Origin of the sequence: Halobacteriovorax vibrionivorans, assembly GCF_003346865.1 — a bacterium.
GTDB lineage: Bacteria > Bdellovibrionota > Bacteriovoracia > Bacteriovoracales > Bacteriovoracaceae > Halobacteriovorax_A > Halobacteriovorax_A vibrionivorans.
In genome coordinates this window covers 1,136,294-1,161,567 of sequence record NZ_QDKL01000001.1, presented here as the reverse complement: position 1 = coordinate 1,161,567, position 25,274 = coordinate 1,136,294, and the positions used below count along the sequence as shown (strand labels likewise).

The 25,274-nt window shown below is 36.1% G+C and carries 22 protein-coding genes; 4 read left to right on the top strand and 18 right to left on the bottom strand.

Going from position 1 to position 25,274, the window contains the following annotated elements; translation table 11 throughout:
* The first annotated feature begins 9 nt into the window (after positions 1-9).
* On the top strand, positions 10-441 hold the full coding sequence (locus tag DAY19_RS05680; protein WP_114706199.1) for a FliG C-terminal domain-containing protein: 432 nt from the start codon (positions 10-12) through the stop codon (positions 439-441).
* Here DAY19_RS05680 and DAY19_RS05675 read toward each other — a convergent pair.
* The 7 genes from DAY19_RS05675 to glmU form a co-directional block, all read right to left on the bottom strand.
* Positions 436-813 (bottom strand): hypothetical protein, encoded by a 378-nt coding sequence (locus DAY19_RS05675; protein WP_114706198.1) that lies wholly within the window; start codon positions 811-813, stop codon positions 436-438. The genes DAY19_RS05680 and DAY19_RS05675 overlap by 6 nt on opposite strands.
* Positions 806-1,249 carry a Crp/Fnr family transcriptional regulator gene (locus DAY19_RS05670; protein ID WP_114706197.1) on the bottom strand — a complete coding sequence of 148 codons (444 nt, stop codon included), beginning with the start codon at positions 1,247-1,249 and terminating at the stop codon, positions 806-808. Before DAY19_RS05670 ends, DAY19_RS05675 begins: the two co-directional genes overlap by 8 nt.
* The gene (locus DAY19_RS05665; RefSeq protein ID WP_114706196.1) at positions 1,230-2,138 is read right to left on the bottom strand and encodes a Ppx/GppA phosphatase family protein; all 909 of its coding nucleotides are present in this window, start codon (positions 2,136-2,138) and stop codon (positions 1,230-1,232) included. Before DAY19_RS05665 ends, DAY19_RS05670 begins: the two co-directional genes overlap by 20 nt.
* Positions 2,135-4,384 carry an AsmA family protein gene (locus DAY19_RS05660; RefSeq protein WP_114706195.1) on the bottom strand — a complete coding sequence of 750 codons (2,250 nt, stop codon included), beginning with the start codon at positions 4,382-4,384 and terminating at the stop codon, positions 2,135-2,137. The genes DAY19_RS05665 and DAY19_RS05660 overlap by 4 nt, the downstream gene beginning before the upstream one ends.
* A gap of 17 nt (positions 4,385-4,401) precedes the next feature.
* Entirely contained in the window at positions 4,402-6,639 is a 2,238-nt protein-coding gene (locus DAY19_RS05655) for an ATP-dependent helicase (protein WP_114706194.1), read from the bottom strand.
* Between the two features lie 18 nt (positions 6,640-6,657).
* Positions 6,658-8,487 carry a glutamine--fructose-6-phosphate transaminase (isomerizing) gene (glmS, locus tag DAY19_RS05650; RefSeq protein WP_114706193.1) on the bottom strand — a complete coding sequence of 610 codons (1,830 nt, stop codon included), beginning with the start codon at positions 8,485-8,487 and terminating at the stop codon, positions 6,658-6,660.
* An 81-nt stretch (positions 8,488-8,568) separates the two neighbouring features.
* Positions 8,569-9,957 carry a bifunctional UDP-N-acetylglucosamine diphosphorylase/glucosamine-1-phosphate N-acetyltransferase GlmU gene (gene glmU / locus DAY19_RS05645; RefSeq protein WP_114706192.1) on the bottom strand — a complete coding sequence of 463 codons (1,389 nt, stop codon included), beginning with the start codon at positions 9,955-9,957 and terminating at the stop codon, positions 8,569-8,571.
* A gap of 206 nt (positions 9,958-10,163) precedes the next feature.
* On the opposite strand from glmU, the gene lon reads away from it, so the two are divergent.
* The 3 genes from lon to DAY19_RS05630 all read left to right on the top strand — a co-directional run bounded on the left by lon (position 10,164) and on the right by DAY19_RS05630 (position 13,401).
* Entirely contained in the window at positions 10,164-12,587 is a 2,424-nt protein-coding gene (lon, locus tag DAY19_RS05640) for an endopeptidase La (RefSeq protein ID WP_114706191.1), read from the top strand.
* Positions 12,588-12,648: 61 nt separating this feature from the next.
* A complete protein-coding gene (locus tag DAY19_RS05635; protein ID WP_114706190.1) occupies positions 12,649-13,044 on the top strand; it encodes a response regulator in 396 nt (131 codons plus the stop codon).
* Between the two features lie 30 nt (positions 13,045-13,074).
* Positions 13,075-13,401, top strand: coding sequence for a hypothetical protein (locus DAY19_RS05630; RefSeq protein WP_133296892.1), 327 nt, complete (start codon positions 13,075-13,077; stop codon positions 13,399-13,401).
* Positions 13,402-13,403: 2 nt separating this feature from the next.
* On the opposite strand, the gene DAY19_RS05625 is transcribed toward DAY19_RS05630, so the two are convergent.
* The 11 genes from DAY19_RS05625 to cpaB form a co-directional block, all read right to left on the bottom strand.
* Positions 13,404-13,616 (bottom strand): hypothetical protein, encoded by a 213-nt coding sequence (locus DAY19_RS05625; RefSeq protein WP_114706188.1) that lies wholly within the window; start codon positions 13,614-13,616, stop codon positions 13,404-13,406.
* Positions 13,617-13,763: 147 nt separating this feature from the next.
* The gene (locus DAY19_RS05620) at positions 13,764-14,834 is read right to left on the bottom strand and encodes a PQQ-dependent sugar dehydrogenase (RefSeq protein ID WP_114706187.1); all 1,071 of its coding nucleotides are present in this window, start codon (positions 14,832-14,834) and stop codon (positions 13,764-13,766) included.
* A 45-nt stretch (positions 14,835-14,879) separates the two neighbouring features.
* Positions 14,880-16,244 (bottom strand): aldehyde dehydrogenase family protein, encoded by a 1,365-nt coding sequence (locus tag DAY19_RS05615; RefSeq protein WP_114706186.1) that lies wholly within the window; start codon positions 16,242-16,244, stop codon positions 14,880-14,882.
* 89 nt (positions 16,245-16,333) lie between these two features.
* Positions 16,334-16,519 (bottom strand): hypothetical protein, encoded by a 186-nt coding sequence (locus DAY19_RS05610; RefSeq protein WP_114706185.1) that lies wholly within the window; start codon positions 16,517-16,519, stop codon positions 16,334-16,336.
* A 152-nt stretch (positions 16,520-16,671) separates the two neighbouring features.
* A complete protein-coding gene (locus tag DAY19_RS05605) occupies positions 16,672-17,658 on the bottom strand; it encodes a hypothetical protein (protein ID WP_114706184.1) in 987 nt (328 codons plus the stop codon).
* 176 nt (positions 17,659-17,834) lie between these two features.
* A complete protein-coding gene (locus DAY19_RS05600; protein ID WP_114706183.1) occupies positions 17,835-18,029 on the bottom strand; it encodes a hypothetical protein in 195 nt (64 codons plus the stop codon).
* A gap of 13 nt (positions 18,030-18,042) precedes the next feature.
* Positions 18,043-19,674, bottom strand: coding sequence for an RHS repeat domain-containing protein (locus DAY19_RS05595; protein ID WP_114706182.1), 1,632 nt, complete (start codon positions 19,672-19,674; stop codon positions 18,043-18,045).
* A 90-nt stretch (positions 19,675-19,764) separates the two neighbouring features.
* Complete coding sequence (locus DAY19_RS05590; protein WP_114706181.1) at positions 19,765-20,655, bottom strand: type II secretion system F family protein; 891 nt, start codon at positions 20,653-20,655, stop codon at positions 19,765-19,767.
* A gap of 16 nt (positions 20,656-20,671) precedes the next feature.
* Positions 20,672-22,918 (bottom strand): ATPase, T2SS/T4P/T4SS family, encoded by a 2,247-nt coding sequence (locus tag DAY19_RS05585; RefSeq protein WP_114706180.1) that lies wholly within the window; start codon positions 22,916-22,918, stop codon positions 20,672-20,674.
* The gene (locus DAY19_RS05580) at positions 22,918-24,444 is read right to left on the bottom strand and encodes a pilus assembly protein N-terminal domain-containing protein (protein ID WP_114706179.1); all 1,527 of its coding nucleotides are present in this window, start codon (positions 24,442-24,444) and stop codon (positions 22,918-22,920) included. The genes DAY19_RS05585 and DAY19_RS05580 overlap by 1 nt, the downstream gene beginning before the upstream one ends.
* Positions 24,444-25,259, bottom strand: coding sequence for a Flp pilus assembly protein CpaB (cpaB, locus tag DAY19_RS05575; protein ID WP_114706178.1), 816 nt, complete (start codon positions 25,257-25,259; stop codon positions 24,444-24,446). Before cpaB ends, DAY19_RS05580 begins: the two co-directional genes overlap by 1 nt.
* Between the last annotated feature and the right edge of the window lie 15 nt (positions 25,260-25,274).

Sequence of the window (25,274 nt, the reverse complement as noted above, 5' to 3'; positions counted from 1 at the left end):
GGAAACTAAATGGAAGCTAGCAAAGAAAATGGTGGAGTATTCATTAACGGTAAAGCTCAAATTATTGAAATGCTCAAATTTATGGGAGCAGAAGAAAGGGCAACGTTACTTAAAAATATCCAGATGAGAAATCCTACGCTGGCCAAAGAGCTATATGCTGAAAGTATCACATTCAATACTATTTACTCATTAGATGATATTGATTTAGCACAAGTCCTAAAGTTTATTAAGGCCCCAATTCTAGGTGTTGCACTTAAAGAGTGTGAAAAAACATTTCAGAAGAAAATTCTTACACTTCTTCCAAGAGAAAGTGCTGAAGAGGCATACTCTTACCTTGTAAAGAATCTTGGTGGAAACGAAACAAGAGATATTCAAAGGGCCAGAAAAAGAGTTACTGATACAATTGTTGCTCTTAATAACCGTGGAAGACTTAGCCTATAAATCACACTTATAATTAATTTTTCGATCATCAATACGGGGACAATTTTTAAGGTTGTCCTCGAATTTCTCTCTTAATTCACTCGTATTTAATTGTAGCTCCAACAACTCGATTTGAAGAAAAATTCCATCTTCACTAAGTTGCTCTAAACATTTTGCCTTAACAGAATACTCACAATCAGCAGGGTTTACTTTGGCCAGGGTTTCAAGTGCTTTTTTAAGACGATTTGAATCCCCTGCTTTCTCTTTTATCCAAGTATCGATATCATCACGGATACCATTACTATTTTGATCAACTCCACCTTGCCAATTAGTCTCTTCTTGCTGACAGCCTAAAAGAAAGACGAATAAAATTCCAATTATAAACTTATGCATTCATTAACTTCCTAAACTTGGCCTCTGCTTCATCATCAAACGAAAAATCACTACTTTTAGCAGTATCAAAAATCTTATGTTCAGCAAGAATATTTACAGCGCTATCTAAACGATCAATAGTCGTATTAATAATTTTCTTAAGCCATAACTCATTATTATCGATAATTTTTGCAACCTCACTAATAGGAATAGGCATAAGCTCCACCTGACCAACAGTAAAGGCTGACTCATCATATACACCGCGATTTATTCCACCTGAAACTCCAAGAAAGTCACCATTTTTATGAATTCCAGTTGGAACAAGACGTCCATTATGATCTTTTACAGTGACAACTGTACCAGACTTCACAAGAACAATATAATCCGCTTTTTGCCCTTCTTTAAAAATCAAAGACTCGGCCTCTAAAGTTGATAATTCATACGAGGTAAGTTTCATCTATTGCTCCAGAAATGGCCGTTCCATAACGTAGGCCGTAAGTTGAAAATTTTATTTCTCTTGGATTGATCTTATTTAAGATTGTTTGAGAACAAATCGCTCCAGATTGAATTGTCTTAGACCTTTTTCCTAAGAAAGAAAACTGCTTTCCTAATGCCTTTGCATCAACCAGTTGTATACGATCCACACTCTCATTAAAGTCAGCAAGTGCTAGTGAGAAATTATTAATTGCATCGTTTGAAAATTCATTGGCCCCAGAAAACATAAGAGCTAAGCTAGTTAATGTTCCAGCTACTCCAATAACATCGTAACCACTATAATCTTCAACATTATATTTTTCGAAAATAGCATCTAGGTTCTTTTTTAGTTCCCCGTCTTTGATCCAATCATCAACTCGTACTGATCCAATTGGAAGTGAGACTGTTTTTAATATTTCAAAAGGTTTTGGCTTAATAAGTATTAACTCACTTGAAGCTCCACCCACATCTAAGATAAGTTGTATCTTCGATTTTGATTTCATCATTTCATTTATTCCAAATGCAGTGTAATAAGCCTCACCTTCACCAGAAATAATTTGAATCTCTAAACCTAATTCTCTTTTTACTCTTGAGAAAAATTCTTGCGCATTTTTGGCAACTCGAGAGGCCTCTGTTGCAGTAACGATTATTTTTTCGCAACCAAGAGACTTACATTTATCTTTATATTCACTTAAAGCACGGAATGTATCTTCCATAGATTTATCTTGGAACACACCATTTTTATCCAGTCCTCTACCAAGTGCCGTAATAGTTGAAACTTCTTCAACGACTTCTTTCGTCTTTGTATTTAAAACTAATAGAAGAGTTGAATTTGAACCAATATCAATTGATCCAATTAAATCTTTACTCATTGAAATAAACCTTTAAATAATTCTTTTACTTTCTTTTTGTTCTTTTTAAGAATCTTATCTGATTCTTTCTTTAATAAATTCTTACCTGCATATTCAGCAAGCTTCTTTACTGTATATTCGTAATCATTTCTTAATTGGTAACCAACTCCCTCTAAACGAAAAGGAATACTAGATGTACCATAATCTCTTTCAAGATCATGCTTCAAATCTGGTTTATTAATAACAACTTCTCCAAGTAGTTCACCAGTCGTTTTAAAGTCTATCTTTCCTTTACCTCTTAGAACGTAAAGGCCATCATCAATAATGACACGATACTCTTGAATTTGATGAAGACGATCATCAAAACGTCCTTTAAATGATATCTCATTTATTTTCCCATCAATTTGGAAATCCTTTTTGGCTATTTTTTCAACTTTTGAAAATAAACTGGTTAAGACCTTTGTCAGGTTTATTTTATTAAGTTTTGCTTCTTTAACTCTTAAATTAACATTAAAGTCGTATTCCTGGTCCTTAGTCTTTCCATCAATAGCACCACTTGCGCTTCCTTCTATTGAATCAATTATATTTTCAGGGATAAAGAGTGCAGCGCTTGAAATATCAACGTTCTTAAATGAGCTTTTGACTTGTGAAGTTTTTGAATTCTCTTTTATTTGAGAATCATAACTCAGCATCAAAGGAGCAATTCCAAGTTTTAACTTATTAGATCTGATCTTTAATTGTTTCCTATTAACACTAAGAGAAATTTGCCCATTTATAGGTGACTCTCCTAAGATGACATTTGAGAATCGAACTTTGGACTTTAGTGGAAATTGAGTAAAAATTTCTCCTTCAGTATTGGATAGTGACTTTTTACTACTTGTCTCACCACTTTCATCTTTATCTGTCTCGGAGCTTTTCTTTTCTTCCTCTCTTGGTCTGCTTTGTATCTGTGTAGGAATAACAACATCTTTTAAATGAACGTTTACAATAGATGTTTTTAAATAATCAAAACGATCAACTCCAAGTACATATGGTGTTGACTGGCCTATTTTTGCACTTCCCTCTAAAGCTTTGACCTCAATTGCAGAACGAATCTGCTTATTATTAAGATTATTTTTTACATCTAATTTCAAAGGGATATTATATGCAACAACATTTCCATTTACTGAAGTTGTAATATTTGGATTGAGCTTATTATTTTGACTGCTTAGCTTCCCTTCAACCTTAAGTCTTCCATCATTAATTAAAATGTCGAGAGTCGTTAAATCGATAAAGTAAGAGATAAAGTTTTTAAAATCTGTATCGAGATTTAGATTATGTAAAAATAGTCTTCCATTTTTTAAATCATAATCAAGTTTAGATTTCATAAATTGCTGCTCTTCAAGCGCAACAGCTAACTCCGATGAGAACTGCTTATCTTTTAGGCCACCATTAATCGTTAAAAGTATTTTATTTAAAGGCTTAATAAATAGATTCGACTTTATATTTGTAATCGAGGCTTCGGCATTAAAGTCTAATCTCTTTTCTGTAAGCCACTTATCAAGCTTCGACTCCCCTAAGATTGCCAGATTAAAAGACATTGCATTTTGCTTATCTTTTAACAGGTCAAAACGAGACTTGAGCTCGAACGTTGTTGTCGTATTTAGACCGACATCTCTAAGGGCAAAACGATTAATAATAACTTCACCATGATCACCATCTCTAAGAGCATAGTTTGCCTTAATATCATTGATATTTAAGTTGATACTTGCATTTGCAAAGAAGCCTAATGCTCCAAACGAGTCATTACTATCCTTACTTTCTTCTTTTGATGAAGCTTTGTTGCTTTCTTTATCTTCTGTTCCAAATTTAACAACTTCTTTTTTCTCTAAAGAGTTTTCCCAATTGGAGCCCTTTTTAAATTCAATATAGCTGACTTCTGGTTTGTTAATGTTAATGGAAATCGTTCCATAACCTAAAAGCATCGTCCAAAAAGGAACTTCAACTTGTAGATTATCAAATGAACTTAAAGGAAGCTTTCTTCCAGCATGAGGGTAAAGTATTTCTACTTTTCTAATATTTACCTTAGAAGTTACTCCTAGCGAGTAATCAAGAGATTGCGTGAAAACTTGTGCATTAGGAAGGGCCTTTTGTAATTGCTCAGTAAAGACTTGCCTAATAGCATCTGGTTTCAAGTTTCTCTTTGCCACAAAGAGAATAATCGCTGCAAATAATACAGCGGCTCCTAAAAATAAAAAAATTATTTTTAATGGTGACTTAGTTTTCACATACCCTCCAATGGTATTTAGATTAAAGTCAACGGTGCGAACTTTGCCATAAACTTCTTCTGTGCACCATCATTAAACTTAATTGTTACTTTTTCATCCCCACTTGGCCCAATACAATCTAAAACAGTACCTTCACCATAGAGAGAGTGAACAATTTTTGATCCTTTTGGATAAGTGGCCTTCTTTTCTTGCATTTTTTTTGATGCCGATGAATCCACTCGATAAACCGGCTCATCATCATAAACAGGATCACATAGATCATCCCAATCATCTTTTTCATTGGCCTGGATTCCACCACCAATTTTTCTCCAAGTATAGTATTTGTTTGGGATCTCTTGGATAAAGCGACTAAAACCATTAAACCTTAGCTGACCAAAAAGCATTCGCCCTTGAGCAAATGTAATATACAAATGTTTCATGGCACGAGTCATGGCAACATAGAAAAGTCTACGCTCTTCTTCAATTGCAGCCTCTCCATTTTCCATTGATTGGTAACTAGGAAATACAGTCTCTTCGACTCCTGTAACAAAGACGTATTCAAATTCAAGACCTTTGGCCCCGTGAATAGTCATTAAAGAAACTTCCCCCTGATTCTCTTCTTCTTTTCCAACGACAGAGTTATCTAGAGTAATCGTTTCAAGAAAAGTACCAAAGCGACTTTCTGGGTTCTGGTCTTCAAATTGAGTAAAAGCACTACCTAGTTCTTCAAGGTTCTCCATTCTCGCCTGAGACTCATAATCCTTTGATGCTCTTAGCATCTCCCAATATCCCGACTCGTAGAGAAGTTTTTCATATACTGTTTCAAGTGGTTCACCTTGATCATGAGCTATCTTAGCTTCAGTAATTAGGTGAACAAATTGTGACATTGAGGACTTAACACGAGATGATAGACGAATATGTTTAAAATCTTCAGGGTTATCAACAATTCTATTAACAACTTCCCAAAGAGAGCTATCTGTCTTGATTGCTTCTTCTTCTATTTTTCTTAAGGTTGTTGCACCAATACCACGTGTTGGTACGTTTATAATACGACTTAAAGCAAGCGAGTCCTTATCATTAACAAGTAACCTAATATAAGCAATAAGATCCTTAATCTCTTTTCTTTCATAGAATTTGATTCCACCAACAACTCGGTATGGAATATTAGATTTTCTTAAAGCATCTTCAATCTGGCGAGACTGAGAATTAGTACGATAAAAAACAGACATTTCATCATAACTAGCTCCATGCTCATTATGAAGATTAATGATTTCTTCTGAAACAAAGTCTGCTTCTTCACGATCACTAGAACATTCAATTATGTCGATAGAGTCTCCTTCCGGATTATCTGTCCACATACTCTTTCCCTTACGCTGGGTATTCCGGGAAATAACTGCTCCAGCTGCTTCAATAATATTCTTTGAAGAACGATAATTTTGTTCAAGCTTTAGAATTTGAGCATCGCTATAGACTTCTTCAAAGTCTAAAATATTTCTAATATCTGCTCCACGCCAAGAGTAGATCGATTGATCCTCATCTCCAACGACACAAATATTTCGCCTTTTCTTTGCAAGCTTTGTCACAAGATCAAATTGCGCACGGTTTGTATCCTGATACTCGTCCACTAAGATATAACGAAAACGATCCTGATAGCGCTCAAGAACTTCAGGAAATTTTTCAAAAAGTTGAATAACTCCACCAATTAAACCTCCAAAGTCAGTCGCATTGGCCTTATGAAGCTCTTTCTCATAATCAAGATACATGTCATAGAAGATGTCATCATCTTCAACTTCATAATCTTTATCTGAAATATCTCTATCTGGATAATGACCGTGATTTTTCAAGTCCTCAATGAAGTACATTACTTCAAATGGAGATGTTTCCTTTTGAGAGATACCACGGCGATTTAAAATTGCTTTAACCACACTCTTTTGTTCGGCCGTATCGTAAATTGTAAAATTACGACTTAGCCCTAAGTAATTGGCCTCTGCTCTTAGAAGTCTTGCACAAAAAGAGTGAAATGTTGTTACTTGAAGTGCCCCAACATCACAACTAACATCGCGGCCGACACGGTCACGCATTTCCTTTGCTGCTTTATTTGAGAAAGTTAAGGCCAATAATTGAAAGGGAGAAATATTCTTCTCTTCTAAAAGATACGCTATCTTCGTTACTAGAGTTCTCGTCTTTCCAGACCCTGCACCAGCAAGGATCATCATTGGGCCATCAATCTCTTTAACAGCTTGTCGTTGTTGAATATTGAGGTGATCTAACTTCATTCAAATTCCTATTTCGTCTTACTCAACTGTAACTGACTTCGCCAGGTTTCTTGGCTTATCAATATCTGTACCTAAATTTTTAGCAATGTAATAAGCTAACAGTTGGTTTACAACATTTACATATAAAGGAGCTAGGTCTCCTAGTCCTTCAAAATCTAATTCAATATAATGGTCTGATACTTCTTTAAGCTCGTAACGATTCTTAGGACCAATTGAAACGATAAGCCCCTTACGTGCTTTAATCTCTTGAATATTTGAAACCGTTTTTTCAAATAATTCTTCACCCACGAGAGCAACATTTACTTTCTCTTCATCAATAAGAGCGATTGGCCCATGTTTTAACTCACCAGAGGCATAGCCTTCAGCGTGAACATAAGCAATCTCTTTAAGCTTAAGTGCCCCTTCCATAGCGATTGGAAAATATGCTCCACGACCAGTATAGAAAAATCCCTTATGCTTATAGATTGCATCCGCAACGTCTTTAATTGGTTTTGTGTTATCAAGTAATTGCTCAACTCTCTCAGCTAATAAGCTGTATCGAGAAGCTAAAGTATTTCTTAGTTCATCATCAATTCCACCATGCGCTAGAACTTCAGAAAGAGTTTTTCCTGTAAGGACTTGTTGAGTGAATGCTTTTGTTGAAGCAACACCAATTTCAACACCTGCGCGAATCATAAGATTTACATCACAATCACGATATAGAGTTGAACCTTCTGTATTAACAATAGAAAGTGACTTAAGGCCCTTCTCCTTACACATTGATTGGGCAGCAAGAGTATCTGCCGTCTCCCCTGATTGAGAGATAAACATCGCTAACTCTTCTTTATCTAGTATTGGATTTCGGTAACGAAACTCACTAGCAATATCAGCAAAGCAGCGAACGCGGTTTTTTGATTCAATATAGTCTTTAATTACTAGGCCTGCATAAAAGGCCGTACCACAGGCAGAGATATTAACTGCTTTCATAGGAAGCTTTGTTGCTTCTTCTAAACTTTCTTTCCCTTCACCTTGAAAATAATATTGAGTAAGTGAGCGGATTAGTTCAGGCTGCTCATAGATTTCCTTAAGCATATAATGCTCAAAGTCACCTTTAGAAGCTGGATCATGATCAATCGTTTGCTCTTTCGACATATAGCGATGACATTTTTCACCACTAAGCTCATAGAAGTTTAGTAGTTGATTATTTTTAACACTTAAATGACAAAGAACACCGTCTTCTGGAAAATAGATACGTGTTGCCATACCAGCAAGAGCATAAGGGTCACTTGAAACAAAAACTTCTGAGTTTACTTCATTACTCCCACATACCAGTGGTGCACCTTTTTTAATTGCAAAGATCTCATCTGTTTCGCGGTTTAAAACAACAAATGCAGAGAAGCCTTCAATTCTTTCAAATGATTTTACAATCGCCTCGCGAATCGGAGTTCCCTGACGTTTATGATAAATAAGAAGTCCTAAAAATGTTTCAGAGTCAGTTTCAGATTCAAAATAGATTCCTTGACCTTTAAGTTCTTCACGAATTTCAGATGCATTTTCAATGATTCCATTGTGAACCATAGCAATACCATCTTTCGTTGAAACGTGAGGGTGAGCATTGTAATCTGTTACTCCACCATGAGTGGCCCAACGTGTATGACCAATGCAAGATCTGGCATGGATATCCTTACCTTCAAGCTCTGCTTCAAGGTTAGCTATTTTTCCTTCTTTCTTATAAACGAGGAGCTTGTCATCATTATTAATGAAACTAACTCCAGCCGAGTCATACCCGCGATATTCTAGTCTTCTAAGTCCTTCTAGAACAACGTCAACTGAATTTGATGGCCCTAAATGCCCAACAATTCCGCACATAGTCACTTCCTTATATGTTTAAAACAATACTAATTAGGAAAAGATACCATTTTGCAGGCGAAATTAAAATTTTTGGATGACTTATTTATCTGTTTTTTTCTTAATGAAACGCTTTGCCATGCCTTCTTTCGTCTCTTGACGCCCTCTAGCAATAGCAAAAGATCCATCAGGCATACTTTTATTGATCGTTGAGCCTGACGCAACATAGCACTCTTTCCCAATTTCAATAGGAGCAATCATTTGTGTATCAGAGCCGATGAATGAACCATCACCGATAATTGTCTTATTCTTATTGGCCCCATCATAATTACAAGTAATGAATCCACAGCCAATATTTACACCATCACCAATTTCAGCATCTCCGACATAACTTAGATGAGATACAGCGGACTTCTTACCAATATTTGACTTCTTTACTTCAACAAAGTTTCCAAGCTTTGCCCCTTCACCAATATTACTTCCAGGTCTAAGTTGTGCCATTGGTCCAATTGAAGCACCATTTGAGACCTTTGAGTCAGTAATATATGAATTGGCCTTAATAATGGCACCGTCTTCAATAATTGAATTCTTTATTGTCACGCCTTGTTCGATAATAACATTCTTACCGATTACTGTTTTGTCATCGATAAAAGCATTTTGAAATAGATGTGTTCCTTGACCAATATTTTTTGAATAACAATATGTATGAGAAGGATCTGTAAAGCGCACTCCTGCTTCTAGCATTAAGTAGCGAGCAATTGAGCGTCTTAAATAAATATCCGCTTGAGAAAGTTGAATAAGGTTATTTACTCCTAGAAACTCACGGGGCTCTTCAAATAATAAAGGTGTAACATTTGCTTCCGGAGAAAATGTATCAGTTAAATAGAATTCACCTGATTTATTATCATCAGATAAATTAAAAATATGATCCATTAAATAAAGTGTTTTAAAGATATAAAGACCAGAGTTAACTTCATCAATTTGTCTTTGATCATCATTTGCATCTTTTTCTTCGACAATTTGAAAACCTGTTCCCTTGCGAATGATTCGGCCGTAGCCAGTTGGGTTATCTGCCGTAAAAGTTGCACATACTGCATTTGAGCCTTTTTCAATTTCTTCAATTAATGAACTAACTGTTTCTTTTGTGATTAAAGGAGTATCTGCACAAGTTACAATTGTATAATCATAACCTCGAGAGTTTTCAAAGTCCTTCAAGTAAGTCTGTACAGCATGGCCAGTACCTAATTGTTCCTTCTGATATACATAGTTAATATTTTCAAATTTCTTATTAACATGTTCTTCAACAAGTTCACGTTGATGGCCCGTTACTAATGTGATGTCACCAAAGTCTTTAAATGTATCGATTACATAATCCACTAATGTGTTTTCGTGAAGTGGCGCTAGTGGTTTTGGGATGTCCATCTTAAGTCTCGTTCCCTTACCTGCAGCAAGAACAACAATTGCAACTTTTTTTGATGAATTATCTGACATATTTAATCTCCTAATAACCGACTATAACGGTCCACTTACTCTTTATGGAATTACAACACATTAACTAAATCATAGCAAAAAAATCAGTTAAAAAACTCAAAAAAATCACGCATTTTCGCTCTTTTTATTAAAGAGTTTTTTTTATTGCCCGATGTTATTTAAGAACATATTGCCTATATTGCGCCGACCTGTTGGAGGAAAGATTTATGGTTACAAATTACGAGGGTGAGAACATTGAGTTTAAGGAAGAATTGGCCCTCTTACCAATCCGAGACTTAGTTATTTATCCATTTATGATTTTACCTCTATTTGTTGGTAGAGAAGCATCAATCAAAGCTATTGACCATGCTATTAATCATTCAGATAGATTAATATTATTATCAAGCCAAAAAGACATCGTTGCAGAACATCCAGCCCCTGAAGAAATTTATGAGCTAGGAACAGTTGCCATGATCATGAGAATGAGAAAGCTGCCTGATGGACGTATTAAAATTTTAGTACAAGGTCTATCTAAAGCGAGAATTACTTCTTTTGAACAACAGTCTCCTTTCTATGTTACAAAAGTTGAGAAAGTTGAAGATGTTATCGCTGATAATGCAAATATTGCAACAACTGCTCTTATGAGAACAATTAAAGAGCAGCTTGAGAAAGTTATCCAACTTGGAAAAGTTCTTTCTCCAGATATTCTAATGGTACTAGAAGATATTACAGATCCTTCTAGACTTGCAGACCTTATTGCATCAAATCTAAACCTCCATGTTTCAGAAGCTCAAACAATTCTCGAAACACTAGATCCAGTTGATCGCCTACATGCAATCAACGACATTCTAAATCGTGAATTAGAGATTCTAATGATGCAACAAAAGATGAAGAACAATACTTCATCTGAATCAACAAACCAAAGAGATGTTTTCCTTAAAGAACAGATCAAGGCAATAAAGTCAGAACTTGGTGATGGGCAATCACAAGAACAAGATGAATTCGCAGAGTTTAAAAGAAGAATTGATGAAGCGGGTATGCCAGAAGATGTTTTAAAAGAAACAATGAAGCAATTCACTAGACTCGAAAAGATGCACCCAGATTCATCAGAAGCTAGCATCATGAGAAATTATATTGAGTGGATGTGTGATCTTCCATGGAATAAAAAGTCGCAAGAGCACATTGATCTTAATGCAGCTCTGGATATTCTAGACGAAGACCACTTTGAGCTAACTAAAATCAAAGAAAGAATTCTTGAGCACCTAGCAGTTAGACAACTTAAAGGTGATGATATGAAAGGGCCAATCCTATGTTTCCAAGGTCCTCCTGGTGTTGGTAAAACATCACTTGGGAAGTCAATTGCTCGTGCAACAGGAAGAGAGTTTGTTAGAATTTCTCTTGGTGGTGTAAAAGATGAAGCTGAAATCAGAGGTCATAGAAGAACTTACGTTGGAGCAATGCCAGGTCGTTTTATTCAAGCGATGAAGCAAGCAAAAACTAATAACCCTGTGGTTCTACTTGATGAGATTGATAAATTATCAGGTGACTACAAAGGTGATCCTTCAGCAGCACTTCTTGAAGTACTTGATCCTGAACAAAATGTTGAGTTTAGAGATCATTACTTAAATGTACCATTTGATCTTTCAAATTGTATGTTTATTGCTACTTCAAATATGCTTGAAAATATTCCTGGTCCACTTAGAGATCGTATGGAAGTTATTAACCTTTCAGGTTATACAAGAGAAGAAAAAGTTGAAATCTCTAAGAGATACATCATCCCTAAGCAAATGGATGAGAACGGTATTAACGATGAGCACGTTGTCTTTACTGATGAAGGTGTAGAAAGTGTAATTGAGCACTATACTTCAGAAGCAGGTCTACGTAATCTTGAAAGAAGAATCGGAACTCTTTGTCGAAAAGTTGCAATGAGAATTGCAAAAGGCGAAATGGCAAAAACACATATCGTAAAAGATACTGTTGTTAAATACCTAGGTCCACCTATCTTTGTAAAAGAAGATCATAAAGAAGATGATGAAGTTGGTGTATCAACAGGACTAGCTTGGACATCTCATGGTGGTGAAGTTCTCTACATTGAGACAACTAAGATGAAAGGACAAGGTCTTACTCTTACGGGTCAACTTGGTGACGTAATGAAAGAGTCAGCAAAAACGGCAATTAACTACATCCGTTCTCGTGCACTTTATATGGGAATTGATGAGGATATTTTTGAAAACCATGAATTTCATGTTCACTTACCAGCTGGTGCAACTCCAAAAGATGGACCAAGTGCCGGTATCACACTAGCAACAGCACTTGTATCTAATTGCACAGGTGTTCCAGTAAGTCGTGATGTAGCAATGACTGGTGAGATTACTCTTACAGGAAAAGTTCTTCCAATTGGTGGCCTAAAAGAAAAGGCCCTAGCTGCTCTTAGAATGGGGATTTCTACAGTAGTTATTCCATGGGGTAATAAAAAGGACTTAGTAGATATTCCAGAGAACCTAAGAGAGAAAATCAACTTTGTACCTGTTAAAACTATTGATGAAGTACTCGATATAGCTCTTGTCGGATGGCATGAGTACAAAAAAGAGGTTCATCAAAAAACAGAGAAAAAACATCAAGAAAAAACAATGGCCTCAGAGGCTGCATAGAAAAGAGGGCCTAACTGGCCCTCTTTTTTTTTAAGTAAGTATCACTTAAAATGAGAGATGTATGGAAAAAACAGATCTAAAAATAATGATTGTGGATGACTCAGAGATGGCAAGAACATCAACAAAAGATATTCTTGAGCAAGAAGGTTATGAGGTCGTTGCCACTGTAGGAAATGCTCAAGAGGCCCTTAAATTGTCTTTTGAATTAAATCCAAACCTCTTCATAATTGATGTCGTTATGCCGCAAGTAAGTGGACTTGAATTGGCAGAGTCAATCGTTAATAACTTTATGGATGCTAAGGTAATTATGATGTCCTCTCTTGATATTGAAACTGTATGTATCGACTCAATATCAACTGGTGCACAAGACTTCTTAGTAAAACCTTTTAAAAAGGAAGATTTGCTGAAGTCTGTTGAAAAAATGATGCACGATATGATCCAAGAACAAGCGAGCTAGAAGATGATTCGTTTTGCAATTTATTTTACAGTGAGTTTTTTAATATTGGCCTTTCCTGTAAGTCAGAAAAAAACAGTCTTTGAATCAATCAATAAGCCGCTGCGCCCTTATACAGAAAAGGTTTATTCTACGATTTCTTTTTATTTAAATACAAGCCTATCAGAAGGCAAAGAAATGACAGTTAAGTTATTTAATAACACTGCTAAGAAAGTTGATTATGTAAAAAGAGAATCTTCAGGTGTGACAAAGGAACAAATAAAGAGAGCTGAGGACCTCGACGCTCTTGATGAGTATCAACATGGTGAATACACTGTTGAAGAACGCGAGGCCCTTTTAAAAGTATTACGAGATAATTAAGCTTACTGACTAGTTGCTGAAGAGTTATCACTCTCAATAACACTACCAGCAGATTTCGCAATTAACTCATCTACTTCTTTCATTTTTTGCTTTAAATCTAACCCTCTAGTTAAACAAATTGAATCATCAAAAGTTTCTGTTGGTGTCTCACGTGGTGCAGACAGAACATAACTTGTTAATAGTGATAAAATTGATACTAAAAATAGCTTTTTCATAATACTTCTCCTTTGCTAGTCACTAATATTAATGCATAACATGTGCCAACTTAAGAGATAGTAATATTAGATACTTACAGACGTAAAAGCGTAAAAAAGATAGACATATTTTCATAGGTGTTCATCTTTTAAACAACTCATAAGTCTCTAGTTTTTAAGTACTTTCAATATCTTCCCAGAATCTGTGGTGAGGTAGATTTCTCCCGCTGGAGAGACCCTTATTTGCCTCATTCTCTCGTCTAAGTCCTCTAGATAGACTTCTTGCCTAACCACTTTATCACCCTCTAAAACAAGCCTTCTGAGGTGTTCGCTACCGAGGGCCGCAAGTAAGACATTTCCTTTCCAATCTTTATATTTCTTACCGTTATATATGGTCATACCAGAAGGAGAAATACTTGGTGTCCAATAGACTATTGGTTGCTCCATACCGGCCTTTTTTTCCTCTCCTATACTAGGTCCCCAGTATTCTTTACCGTAGGTAATGATTGGCCATCCATAATTGAGCCCAGGCTTGATTAGGTTTAACTCATCTCCACCACGAGGACCAAATTCACAGCTAAAAATTCTCTTATTAGCATCCATAAAGATCCCTTGAGGATTGCGATGCCCATAGCTCCAAATCTCTTTTAATGCGCCTTTTGTTTTTTCAAAAGGATTTCCTTTAGCAGGACTTCCGTCGAGATTTAACCTAAGGATCTTACCATTATGATAATTAAGTTTTTGAGCATAATCCCTTTCACCTCGATCACCAACAGTCATAAATAAATAGTTATCTTTGAACTGTAAACGTGAACCAAAATGTCTTGAAGTATCACTATATACCTTAGTTTCAAGTAGTACTTCTGGGCGAGATAAACTCTTATCCTTGTACTGCGCTCTAGCAAGAATCGTCGCAACCGTTTTACCGACCTTTCCAGAATAGGTGTAATAAGCATAAGTTTTTTCACCGATATTCTTAATGACGATATCAAGCATCCCACCTTGCCCTGAAGCAACTACTTTAGGTGCTGTTAAAGACTTCGTCTCTTTAGTAAGAAAGTTGTGATATTTAATCTTACCTTCTCTTTCGGTGAAAAGAATTTCATTTTCATTAATGAATGTGAGACCCCAAATGATTTCATTGGTTTTAAAAACTTCTTTTGCTTTAACATTGGATTTAGCAAAGGAGTAGAACGGATTTAATAAAGTGATAAAAATAAGGAATGCTAGATTTTTCATAAGAAAATTCTAGCATGCGATTTCCAATAAATAAGTAAAATAAATTTAACTGATTAAGTTCATCAACTTTCTAATAAATGATTCTTTCTTACTATATGGTGGATAGCGTAAGTCATTTTCTAAGAAAAAGGCCCTATTCATAACAGACTTGCGATGAGAGAAGAGTTCAAAAGAGTGCTTCCCATGATAAGCTCCCATTCCTGACTCACCAACACCTCCAAATGGAAGTTGGTCATTTGACAGATGAATGATCGTATCATTAATTACCATACCACCACTGCTAATTTCATTGATGACACGATTCTTTTCACTTGTTTTATCAAGAAATGCATAACATGCAAGAGGCTTATCATGTCTTTTTACGTAAGCGATTGCTTCATCAAGATTATCGATATTCACAAGAGGAAGGATTGGTCCAAAAATTTCATCCTGCATAATTTCACTTGATTCATTTGCTTTTATGAATGTCGGTGAAATATATAAATCGCTCTTATCAACATCTCCACCAATAAGTACGTCATCTTTTTTAACAAGAGCATTTAAACGATCAAAATGTCTTTCATTGATGATGCGTCCATAGTCAGGACTATTCTTAACATTGTCGCCGTAGAATTGGACTAGGTACTTCTTTGCTGAATTAATAAATTCGTCTTGATCCTCTTTGCGTAAAAGAACATAGTCAGGAGCAACACAAGTTTGACCTGCATTGAAGAACTTACCCCAAACAATTCTTTTGGCCGCTAAATCAAGATTCTTAGTTCCAACAATTGCTGGAGACTTACCGCCGAGTTCTAGTGTTAGCGGTGTTAAATTCTTAGCCGCTGCGGCCATGATAATACGACCGACATGGCCATTTCCTGTATAGAAAATATAATCAAATTTTAAATTTAATAACTCAGTCGTTTCATCAACACCACCTTCAACAACAGCAGCGATCTCGCTATCGAGGGCACTTGATATGAGTTCATTTAAGATGCTAGAAGTATTGGGTGCAACCTCAGAAGGCTTTAGAATAACTTTATTACCGGCTGCAATTGCTCCAATCAGAGGAACGATGGCCAATTGAAATGGATAATTCCACGGAGCGATAACTAGAACCTGCCCATAGGGCTCAAAATGAATACGACTTTTAGCAGGCATAAAAGGTAACGGTGAACAAACCCTACGTGGCTTCATCCACTTTTTTAGCTTCTTCTTTACAGTTTTAATTTCGTGTAAACAAAAATCAATCTCAGATAAAAAAGACTCAAATCGAGGCTTTCTCAGATCAGCTTTTAATGCATCTACGATTCTCGGCTCTAAGTCCTTTATCCTCTCTTCTAAGGCTTCTAAGACTGATATGCGATCATTATAACTAAGTTCTTTTCGCCCTTTCTGAGCTGTGTATATCGTTGCTATATTATTGTCCATGGGCCAAGTATACTAAAAAAGCCTAGTTCGTGACTAGGCTTTTTATAAGGAGTGTGGGTAAATTTTTGAGTTTGGTTTTGTTGTGCTTCTTACTGTCCTGTTGCAGAAGATGAAGATGAAGAAGTCGAGCCTGAAGCTGCTGGAGCTGCACTCTCAACGCTTGCAACGCTATCACTACTTGCATACATTTCATCACAATTCGTTTCAGTCTCAGATAGAGCTAATACGTTTGTGGCACTTAAAACTAATAAAAATACTAATGTTAACTTTTTCATAATTCCCCCATTATGGTTGTGTGTTTCTATGTCTTATATAGAGCAAGGGTGATGCCAAAAACACGTATGTAATTTTAAACACTTACGTAAGGAAATTTTGATATATTTTGTACACTGATCATAAATTAGACATCAATTTGACTATATGGCACCTAACGCATTGATTTTAGTTTTGAAATTAATCTCTTGGATTGAGCCTTATAATTGAGTGATGGCAATGGCCCATAAAGCTCTTCTTCAAGGCTAGTTCTAATGGCCCTAAGAATCTTATCAATATATTCCCTCTTTTGATGTGAATTAGTTGGCCACAGATTTGAGCCAATATATTGTCGAACTAAATAGAGCTTAGCATGTGGGCTTTGTTCATTTTCTTTTGAGAGCTCTACATCCACTTGATTAAAAGATCTCGCAACTACCACTTCTTTTTCTAATTTTGAATACTTTGGATGATCGACGATTTTCACAAGAAAGTCTTTATCATTATAATTATATACAGTAATGACATCGGCCAAGAGCTCTTGGTATGGTAGCATTAAGTTAAAAAATCGCTCATAATTTTCATTATTCCTCTTACTTTTTAATTCTTTCATTTTCTTTGCTGTTGTAAGAAGTTCATTTTGCAATGAAATTCGCTCACTAACACTTGTCTTAGGGTCTTTAATTAATAAGCGTATTCCAAAAGCACGTATTTTAAGCTTTGAAATTTTCTTTTGTAATTGAAAAAGATTATTAAATGAAGGTAGTTCTTGGGCGAGAAAACTTGATAAAATTGCATGCCCATACTCATGAGCAACAATCCCTACTGTCGCTTCATTACTGACGAAATGATAGTCTCCAGCTTTATTTTGGCGAATAAATTGTTGTGGAATCTCAAGGTTTGAGCCCAAATCAAAAGAAGCACTAAAAGAACGATCACTTAAAATAATATTGACCACTGCATCCACAGAATTAAAGTCATTTATATCTCTTAAAGTGTCAATGACATCTTGGTAGAACTCACAGTTCAACTTGCCAATATTTGAAATAAATACTTTCTCTTCAACATATAAACTATCACTATCACGGCATTCAATTTTTTCAAGAGCATATAATTGCGTACTTAGTAGAGAGATAAGTATAATGATAAGTTTATTTTTCATTATATATACTTAACATGCTTAGAAAGGCTATTTTTAAATACTATATAATATATACGATATCGAAATACGTTTATAATTTAGTCAGCTATTTCTTGTCGACAAAACAAGTCTTTAGCAAAAAAAAGGCCCTCTAGTAAAGAGGGCCCATTCATTATAATAGATTTTAATAACTTCTTTTACTGACCATCACCTTTCGCAGATGTATCTGTTTGAGAACTTTCTCCAGACTCAGAGTCAAGAGTTAAGCAGTTATCACCACTTTCACACTTAGCCTCGTTATTATTTGCATCACAAGGAGTTGAACTTTCTGACATTTCTGCTTGTACAGAAAGGGTACCCATAAGAAATAAAACCATTAATAACTTTTTCATATATTCCCTCCAATTACATATTTAAGTTAACACCAGCAGGCTTAACAATTGCTAAAAGTGATTGGAAGGCCCTTGTTACTTGTAAGGCCATCTTATGTCCTGCTTTAGACTCTACTTTTAAAATTTCGCCGTAGTTATCATATTTAACATTGATCTTACCAATTTTATTCATAGTAATCTCAACTGGCTTACCTTGAGCATTGTATTGGAATTCAAGTGCTCTTTTCTTCTTTGTTTTCTTATTGTAGTCCATCATCTTAGAGATACGACCTTTTGAATCATAAAGAAGAACAACTGACATACCTTTTGAGTTGTTAGCTTTCTTTAGGTTACCTTTCTTATCATAATCAAATTCAGTCCAACCTCTTGAATTAACAACTTTTGTAATCTTCTTAAACTTCTTGTGGTAATCAAGTTCTACAAAGTCACCTCTTGAAGAGCTCTTTTTAACAAGTAGTCCATCTTTGTTATATTCAAAGTTTGTAACATGCTTTCCTCTTTTAATTTGCTTTGGAAGAGAACAACATTCTGTATAAATTGTTTCAGTCTTAAGTCCATTAATTACAGTAAGAATACGGTAAGTGTAATGAGACCCGTCTGGTTTTTTCTTAATTTCATACTCATAACGGTTTACAACTTCTTTCTTAGTTGGTGACTTCTTTGCAACTAAAGTCCAGTAATGGAAATCTGGATTCTTTGGATTACTTTCATATGAATACTTAACAACCTCACCACTTCTTTTTGTAAGTTCTTTTACAAATTGTGTTTTCTTTTCATAATCAATTTTTTGGAAAGTACCATCTTTATATGTAATCTTCGTCATGTTGTGATTAGCATCGTAATCATATTTAAAGTTGTTTCCAGAAACATCTTTTGCTTCTTTTAAGTTATAAGCTGAATCATAAGTATAAACAGTTTTCTTTCCTGCACCTGATTCAACAGACTTTACAAGTCCATTCGGGTACCATTTAAAGAAAATTTGCTTTGCCATTGAATCTTTAATTGATTGAAGAGTTCCAGCTTTTGAATAATCAAGTCTTACAACATAACCATTCTTATCTTTAACTTCGATAAGCTTACCATCTTCATTGAAATGGTTCTCTTTACCATCATTATACTTTCTAATATAACCCTTTCTAGTTTTCACAACCTTTTGAAGACCGCGAACATTCGAATAAAGTTCAGTTCCTACAGCAAGGTTTGAAGAAACATTGAATTTCTTAGCATACGCCTGTCTTAATTCAGCATCATTTGTTAGCTTCTTAACAAGAGTACTTGCAACTGTAGTTGAAAGGGATGTTTTCTTTCTCATCACATCCACAATCTTTTGTGCTGCTGCCTTAGGATCAACGGCCTGTCTTGGTGTGAAGCGTGTTTTTGCACCTGACCCATTTTCATGAATCGTTACTGACCCATCTGCCGAAACAACTAAATGTGTTTCATAGTCAGAACCCCAACCATAACCAAACCATCCCTTTCCAGGAGATTTTGAATTATAAGTTCTTTCAATAACGAGATCGTTCCCACCACCAGGCACAATAATGTCCGTGTACGTGATGTAGAAGTTTCCGTTCTTCAAGTTCACACCAGCAATCGATGCCAGCGAAAACAAACATAGTACTAATAACTTTAAACTGATTCTCATGACGTATTTCCTTTTTGGTTTTAAAGAATCCTAAATTCTCTCCCTAGATATATCGGTATCCAATAACCAAAACTTAAACATATATTAACTTTATTCCTTGATTTTTACGATTTGGAGGATAATGTAGGTCCCAATACCGTCTAAAATACATGCGACTACAAATAAGACAATCCCTATTGGTGTCGAAAACATCTTCGGTAATAGACTTGGGTCATTTGATGAGAAAATAGCTAGAATGACAAAGGGCATGGCCGCAATAGTCAGTCCTTGGAACTTTCCCTGGGCCGTAGCAGTATCAATTTTCTGCTTTAAACGAATCCTTTCACGAATAACAGAGACGATAGTGTCAAATACTTCGGCAAGATTACCACCTGTTTCGCGTAAAATATTAACACTTGAAACGAACATATCATTGTCTTGTGTTGGTACTCTAGCTGCCAAGTTTTCGAAGCACTCCTCTAAAGTTACCCCTACTCGGTTCTGTTGAAGGATTACACCGAACTCTTGAGAAATAGGTGGTGGCATCTCATCCACAACCATTCCTAAGGCCTGTGGTACAGATAAACCGGCCCTAAGACCATTAGATAATAGAGTTAGGCCATCGACCATTTGATTTTGGTAATCTGTAACTCTCTTATTGACCATATAGTCGACAATTGGCTTTGGTGCCTTAAATCCGATAAAACCGAGGATTAAACCTACAAATGCACCGATTCCCCATTTTCCAAAAACACCAAAAATAAGTAATGTCAGTGTTCCAAGTCCAAAAGATAAGGCCAAAAGAGCATATGTGACATGCTCAGGTTTTACATCAATAAAGAGTAATTCAAACTTTTCTAAAATATATGTACGCGTTCCGAAAGTCTGCTTCTCGATGAGGTCAAAGATCCCAACTGAATAGCGGTAACAAAATAGAAAGAAGATAAGACCTATGAAGGCTATCATTCCATTTCGACCTAATAATTCAATAAAGAAACTCATTGTTTAAACCTCTACCTTAAGCTTTCTTCTTCACCGGTGGGACACCTGGACGCTGTTGTGGTTTACCTTGTGGTGGTCTTTGCCCTGGCTTTTGTCCCTTTTGTGGTGGACGATTCCCAGGGGCCTTTGGCGGTGCTGCCGGCTTTTGTCCTGGCGCTCCTCCACCAGGAGTATTAGAAAATAAACCTCGTGGGATATTATAACCTTGTCTTTCTAGTGTTTCGATAAACTTAGGAATAAATCCTGTTGCTTGATGGGATCCAATAATCTTCCCATTCTTATCAATATCTTTTTGTTGAAATAAGAAAATATCTTGTAGTGTTACGACATCACCTTGGATTCCTCCAATTTCTGTAATATGGGTAATCTTTCTTGAACCATCATCAAGTCTTGATGCCTGAATAATAAGGTGAACTGCATTAGCAATCATATCGCGAATGGCCTTTGGCGTAAGTCCTGCTCCTGCGTATTGAACAAGGGTTTCAATTCTTCCAATACACTCTCTTGGATTATTCGAGTGAACCGTTGTAAGCGAACCATCGTGACCTGTCCCCATGGCCTGTAACATATCAAGAGTTTCACCACCACGACACTCACCAACGACAATTCTTTCGGGACGCATTCTCAGACACTGCTTAACGAGACAGCGAATATCAATTTCACCATCACCTTCAAGTGACGGAGGTCTTGTTTCAAGTCGAACAACGTGCTCTTGAGGAAAACTAAGCTCGGCAGAGTCCTCACAAGTAATAATACGCTCGTTTGCTTGAATAAAACTTCCTAAAACATTTACAAGTGTCGTCTTACCAGAACCGGTACCACCAGAGACAATAATATTCTTATGCCCTTCAACGGCAATTCTCATAAAGTCGGCCATGTTCTGAGTAATCGACCCGTATTGCACAAGGTGCTTATGAGTTAGCCTTTCTTCAGGGAATTTACGAATTGTAATACAACACCCATCAATGGCAGAGGGAGGGATGATAGCGTGAACCCTTGAACCATCATGTAATCGAGCATCAACATATGGAGTCTTCTCATCAATACGACGACCAATAGGTGCTACGATTCTTTCAATTACATTTAGAACTTGTCTATCATTGGAAAAGGTCACTTTTGAAAGCTTAACCTTCCCATCTTCTTCATAATAAATTTTACTAGGGCCAACTACCATAATCTCAGAAATAAGTGGGTCAGCAAGGAGATCCTCTAAAGGACCAAGACCTAGGGCCTCATCCAAAATCTCCTTAACAATACTATTCATTTCATCGCGATTATTAACAATTCCCTTTGTATCTTCTTTGCCAAGAAGCTCAATAACAATCTTCTTTGTTTTTTCTTTTAGAATAATTTTAGCTTTAGGATCGTTATCATCATCTTTTGAGAGATCCATCTCTTCGACAAGGGCCTTATGAATTCGAAGTTTTAAATCTCTCCATGAATTGGCCTCTGCACCAGTTGCTGAACGCTCTTTCTTTACACCCACACCCGATGGTTTATTTAGCTTAGCAAGCTGATTGAGAATTCCCTTACCATTAATAGTACGAGTTAACTCGATAATACCTTTTGCAAAAGCACTATTCTTTGCTGCCAGCATGATTGGCTTCTTTTGATTTAAGGCCATTGCACAAGTTTGATCATCTTTTGGAACTTGAGCTAATACTGGCCTTCCCACAGACTTACCTGCAACATCAGCAGAGACTGGATGACCTTTTTGTGCCTGATTAAAGACAAAATGAATCATCTCTTTTGGAAACATCATGGTAATCAGTTCTGAAACCATGCGCTTTGTTTGATTAAGTGCTAAAAGATCCGGTGTAATAACCACAAGGATCATTGTAGCGTGCTCTAAAGCTTTAGCTGTTAAATCATTAATCTCAGTTCCCACATCAATTATCGTAGTGGGATACATATTTTTTGCAGCTTTTAACACCTTACCAGCGTTATCAACACTCATCCCTTCGGTTGCAACGGGATCATTTGGCAAACCAATATAATGAACACCACTTGGATGCATATTAACGAATGGTTGGAAGGAGCGAGGATCGATATTCCCATTAAAACTGAAAAGATCTTTTAAGTTCTTATTAGTCTTTATTCCAGTTAGAAGATTTAAATCTCCACTGGCCTTTTGATCGAAGTCCAATAAAAGTGTTTTTGAGCGTTTTTCACCACTAAAAGCAAATGCTAAATTCGTGGCGACCTGTGACTTACCGACACCGCCTTTACCACCAATAACTGCTATAATATGACCTTCGGCCATTATGGCCCCCTCTTTCTAAACTTTCTTTTTATATCCTCAGTTCCAGTTGATGCACTTTCAATAATCTCAGGAGTAATAAAAACAACAAATTGTTCCTTTGACTTTGAAACATCTTTTGAACGGACAAATGAGAATAATGAAAATGTCTGAACTGATGAGTCAGAGTCATCACTCTGAGTACTTGAAACACCATCTGGAGGATCTTTATCGTATTCTGTTGCTGTCTTATTAATGGAAATACCACCTACAACAGCTGACTCTCTTGATTTAACAATTAACTTTGTATCTAATGAATTTGTTTGTTTATCTGCACCTTGTGAAGAAGAAACACCTAGGACAATATCGAGATTGATCTTCTCTTCTTGAAGAATCTTTGGTGTTACGTCTAAGTTAAAGCCAGCTTCAATTACTTTTGCCTGTTGAAACTCTCCAGTACCTACCGCAACATTTCTTTCTGAACCTTTAGAGAGCTTGGCTTTTTCACCATCTTTTGTAATCACCATTCCAGATTGAACAATACGTGCATATCCAGCGGCCTTAGCAGAACTTAGCTTAGGAAATAATTGATTTATTGTTCCACCGAAGTTTCCACTTGAAGAAGTTGTAATTGTTCCCCCGTTTTCACCACGGCCAAAAATAATCTGACCACCAGTGGTTCCAACGCTTGGATTCCACTTAAAGCCAAAGACTCGATTATAATCTTTAGACAACTCGACGAATTGAGCTGTAATCTTAATAAGCTTTGAAGGCTGAGGTGGTTGTGGTTTTCTATTAATTGCAAGAAAGTTTTTAATAATTTCATCACGACCCAACTGTTGAACCGAGTCAGTACGTCTTGCTAAACTCTCGATACGATCCGGTAAATAAGTGGCCGCAATTTTCACTGCAAGAGCACTTTCTTCTTCTGAATTTACAATCCCTTCAAGTAGATAAGAGTTATTAAAAAACCTAACTGTTACATCTTTTAAATTATTACGACGTAATCCTTCTTGCATTTCTCGAGAAATAATCAAATAGGTTTGAGGTGAAACTTCAACTAAGTTTTTCACATCAGGGTAATCTTCTAATACTTTTACAATTCGACCAATATCACCTGGAACAATGATCTTTCCTTCAACAAAGACTTTTCCACCACGAAGGTTAATTTCAAGCCCTTCAATTGGCCCTAATTGCTCTTTAATTTCAGAGATAAGTTTTGACTTTTCTGTTGCTGTTACCGTAACAAGGTATCTCTTTTTGATAGCACCAAGGCGATCTCGAACTGTCACGGAAGTAATACCAGGGGCTTCACCTTTTAAAACAAGCTCACTAGTTCCTGCTGCTGTATTTACAGGTTGTACTTTTAAGATTCTTTGATTTGCAACTTGAACACTTCTTGAAGTAATACGAAAGTCTATTGGAAGTACTTTATCAATACCCAGAACAACTTCGACTTTTTCTTCTTGTACACCAATACCTGAAGAGCTTTGCTGCGCAAAACTCATAAAAGTCATTGAGAATATGATTAAGATTTTAAATATATACATTAATTTTTCTTCTTATACTTTTCATTAAAGTAAGCTCTTGCCTCGTTACGATCTGCATCTGATAAAATATCGTATAGCCTTGTTCCTTCAATTAGTTGTTTCTCTCCATCATTAATATTTCTTAAAGTTAAGATCGGTTTATTTGATTGGAAGAGATAAAGGTGTGTTAGCTTTTGTGCTTGGAATGGACTTAATTCAAGCGTTACTGTTGTATAATTTGAATAAGTATTAAGCTTCATTTTTCGAACGACATCGGCCGTCTTTACACCAATGAGTGGAATATTATTAGATACACTTTTACCTGTTGATAGAACTCTTACATCTTGTAGAATCGTTACAATTTTTTGACGATCCATTCTCGCTCCACCAGTGTAATCCATCGGTGCAAGTACATCGACACGATCACCTGGACGAATAAGTTTTCCTACAGAACTTCTTTCATCAACTTGGAATGCGATGGCCCTCATACCAACAGTAACTTCTCTAGAAAGTCCAGTACTCTCTCCTGGATAAGTTACACGAGGTTTTGTGATTTGCTCCCCTTTTAAAATAGGAACAGTGGCAATTGTATTTTCAATTTCTTTAACTGTTTTAAAACTTCCGGGTGCTAAGAACTTCTGAGGAACAGTTACAATCGAAACCTTCGTTTCATCTAGTAGATCGAACTCTCGAATATCTTCTTTTGCAACGAGAACAGAACTCATTGTTCCGTACTTTTTAATTAGCGCTGACTGCTGGTCTTCAATATATGTATGGACCATAAACATTGCGACCATTGCAATAACTAGGGCCAGGGTAAAAGCTCTTGTATTCATAAAACATCCTGCTTT

Excerpts from the sequence above, each read along its gene's own strand:
- DAY19_RS05680 (WP_114706199.1), top strand. The coding sequence starts at position 10 with ATGGAAGCTAGCAAAGAAAATGGTGGAGTATTCATTAACGGTAAAGCT.
- DAY19_RS05675 (WP_114706198.1), bottom strand. The coding sequence starts at position 813 with ATGCATAAGTTTATAATTGGAATTTTATTCGTCTTTCTTTTAGGCTGT.
- DAY19_RS05670 (WP_114706197.1), bottom strand. The coding sequence starts at position 1,249 with ATGAAACTTACCTCGTATGAATTATCAACTTTAGAGGCCGAGTCTTTG.
- DAY19_RS05665 (WP_114706196.1), bottom strand. The coding sequence starts at position 2,138 with ATGAGTAAAGATTTAATTGGATCAATTGATATTGGTTCAAATTCAACT.
- DAY19_RS05655 (WP_114706194.1), bottom strand. The coding sequence starts at position 6,639 with ATGAAGTTAGATCACCTCAATATTCAACAACGACAAGCTGTTAAAGAG.
- glmS (WP_114706193.1), bottom strand. The coding sequence starts at position 8,487 with ATGTGCGGAATTGTTGGGCATTTAGGGCCATCAAATTCAGTTGACGTT.
- glmU (WP_114706192.1), bottom strand. The coding sequence starts at position 9,957 with ATGTCAGATAATTCATCAAAAAAAGTTGCAATTGTTGTTCTTGCTGCA.
- lon (WP_114706191.1), top strand. The coding sequence starts at position 10,164 with ATGGTTACAAATTACGAGGGTGAGAACATTGAGTTTAAGGAAGAATTG.
- DAY19_RS05635 (WP_114706190.1), top strand. The coding sequence starts at position 12,649 with ATGGAAAAAACAGATCTAAAAATAATGATTGTGGATGACTCAGAGATG.
- DAY19_RS05625 (WP_114706188.1), bottom strand. The coding sequence starts at position 13,616 with ATGAAAAAGCTATTTTTAGTATCAATTTTATCACTATTAACAAGTTAT.
- DAY19_RS05620 (WP_114706187.1), bottom strand. The coding sequence starts at position 14,834 with ATGAAAAATCTAGCATTCCTTATTTTTATCACTTTATTAAATCCGTTC.
- DAY19_RS05615 (WP_114706186.1), bottom strand. The coding sequence starts at position 16,244 with ATGGACAATAATATAGCAACGATATACACAGCTCAGAAAGGGCGAAAA.
- DAY19_RS05610 (WP_114706185.1), bottom strand. The coding sequence starts at position 16,519 with ATGAAAAAGTTAACATTAGTATTTTTATTAGTTTTAAGTGCCACAAAC.
- DAY19_RS05605 (WP_114706184.1), bottom strand. The coding sequence starts at position 17,658 with ATGAAAAATAAACTTATCATTATACTTATCTCTCTACTAAGTACGCAA.
- DAY19_RS05600 (WP_114706183.1), bottom strand. The coding sequence starts at position 18,029 with ATGAAAAAGTTATTAATGGTTTTATTTCTTATGGGTACCCTTTCTGTA.
- DAY19_RS05595 (WP_114706182.1), bottom strand. The coding sequence starts at position 19,674 with ATGAGAATCAGTTTAAAGTTATTAGTACTATGTTTGTTTTCGCTGGCA.
- DAY19_RS05590 (WP_114706181.1), bottom strand. The coding sequence starts at position 20,655 with ATGAGTTTCTTTATTGAATTATTAGGTCGAAATGGAATGATAGCCTTC.
- DAY19_RS05585 (WP_114706180.1), bottom strand. The coding sequence starts at position 22,918 with ATGGCCGAAGGTCATATTATAGCAGTTATTGGTGGTAAAGGCGGTGTC.
- DAY19_RS05580 (WP_114706179.1), bottom strand. The coding sequence starts at position 24,444 with ATGTATATATTTAAAATCTTAATCATATTCTCAATGACTTTTATGAGT.
- cpaB (WP_114706178.1), bottom strand. The coding sequence starts at position 25,259 with ATGAATACAAGAGCTTTTACCCTGGCCCTAGTTATTGCAATGGTCGCA.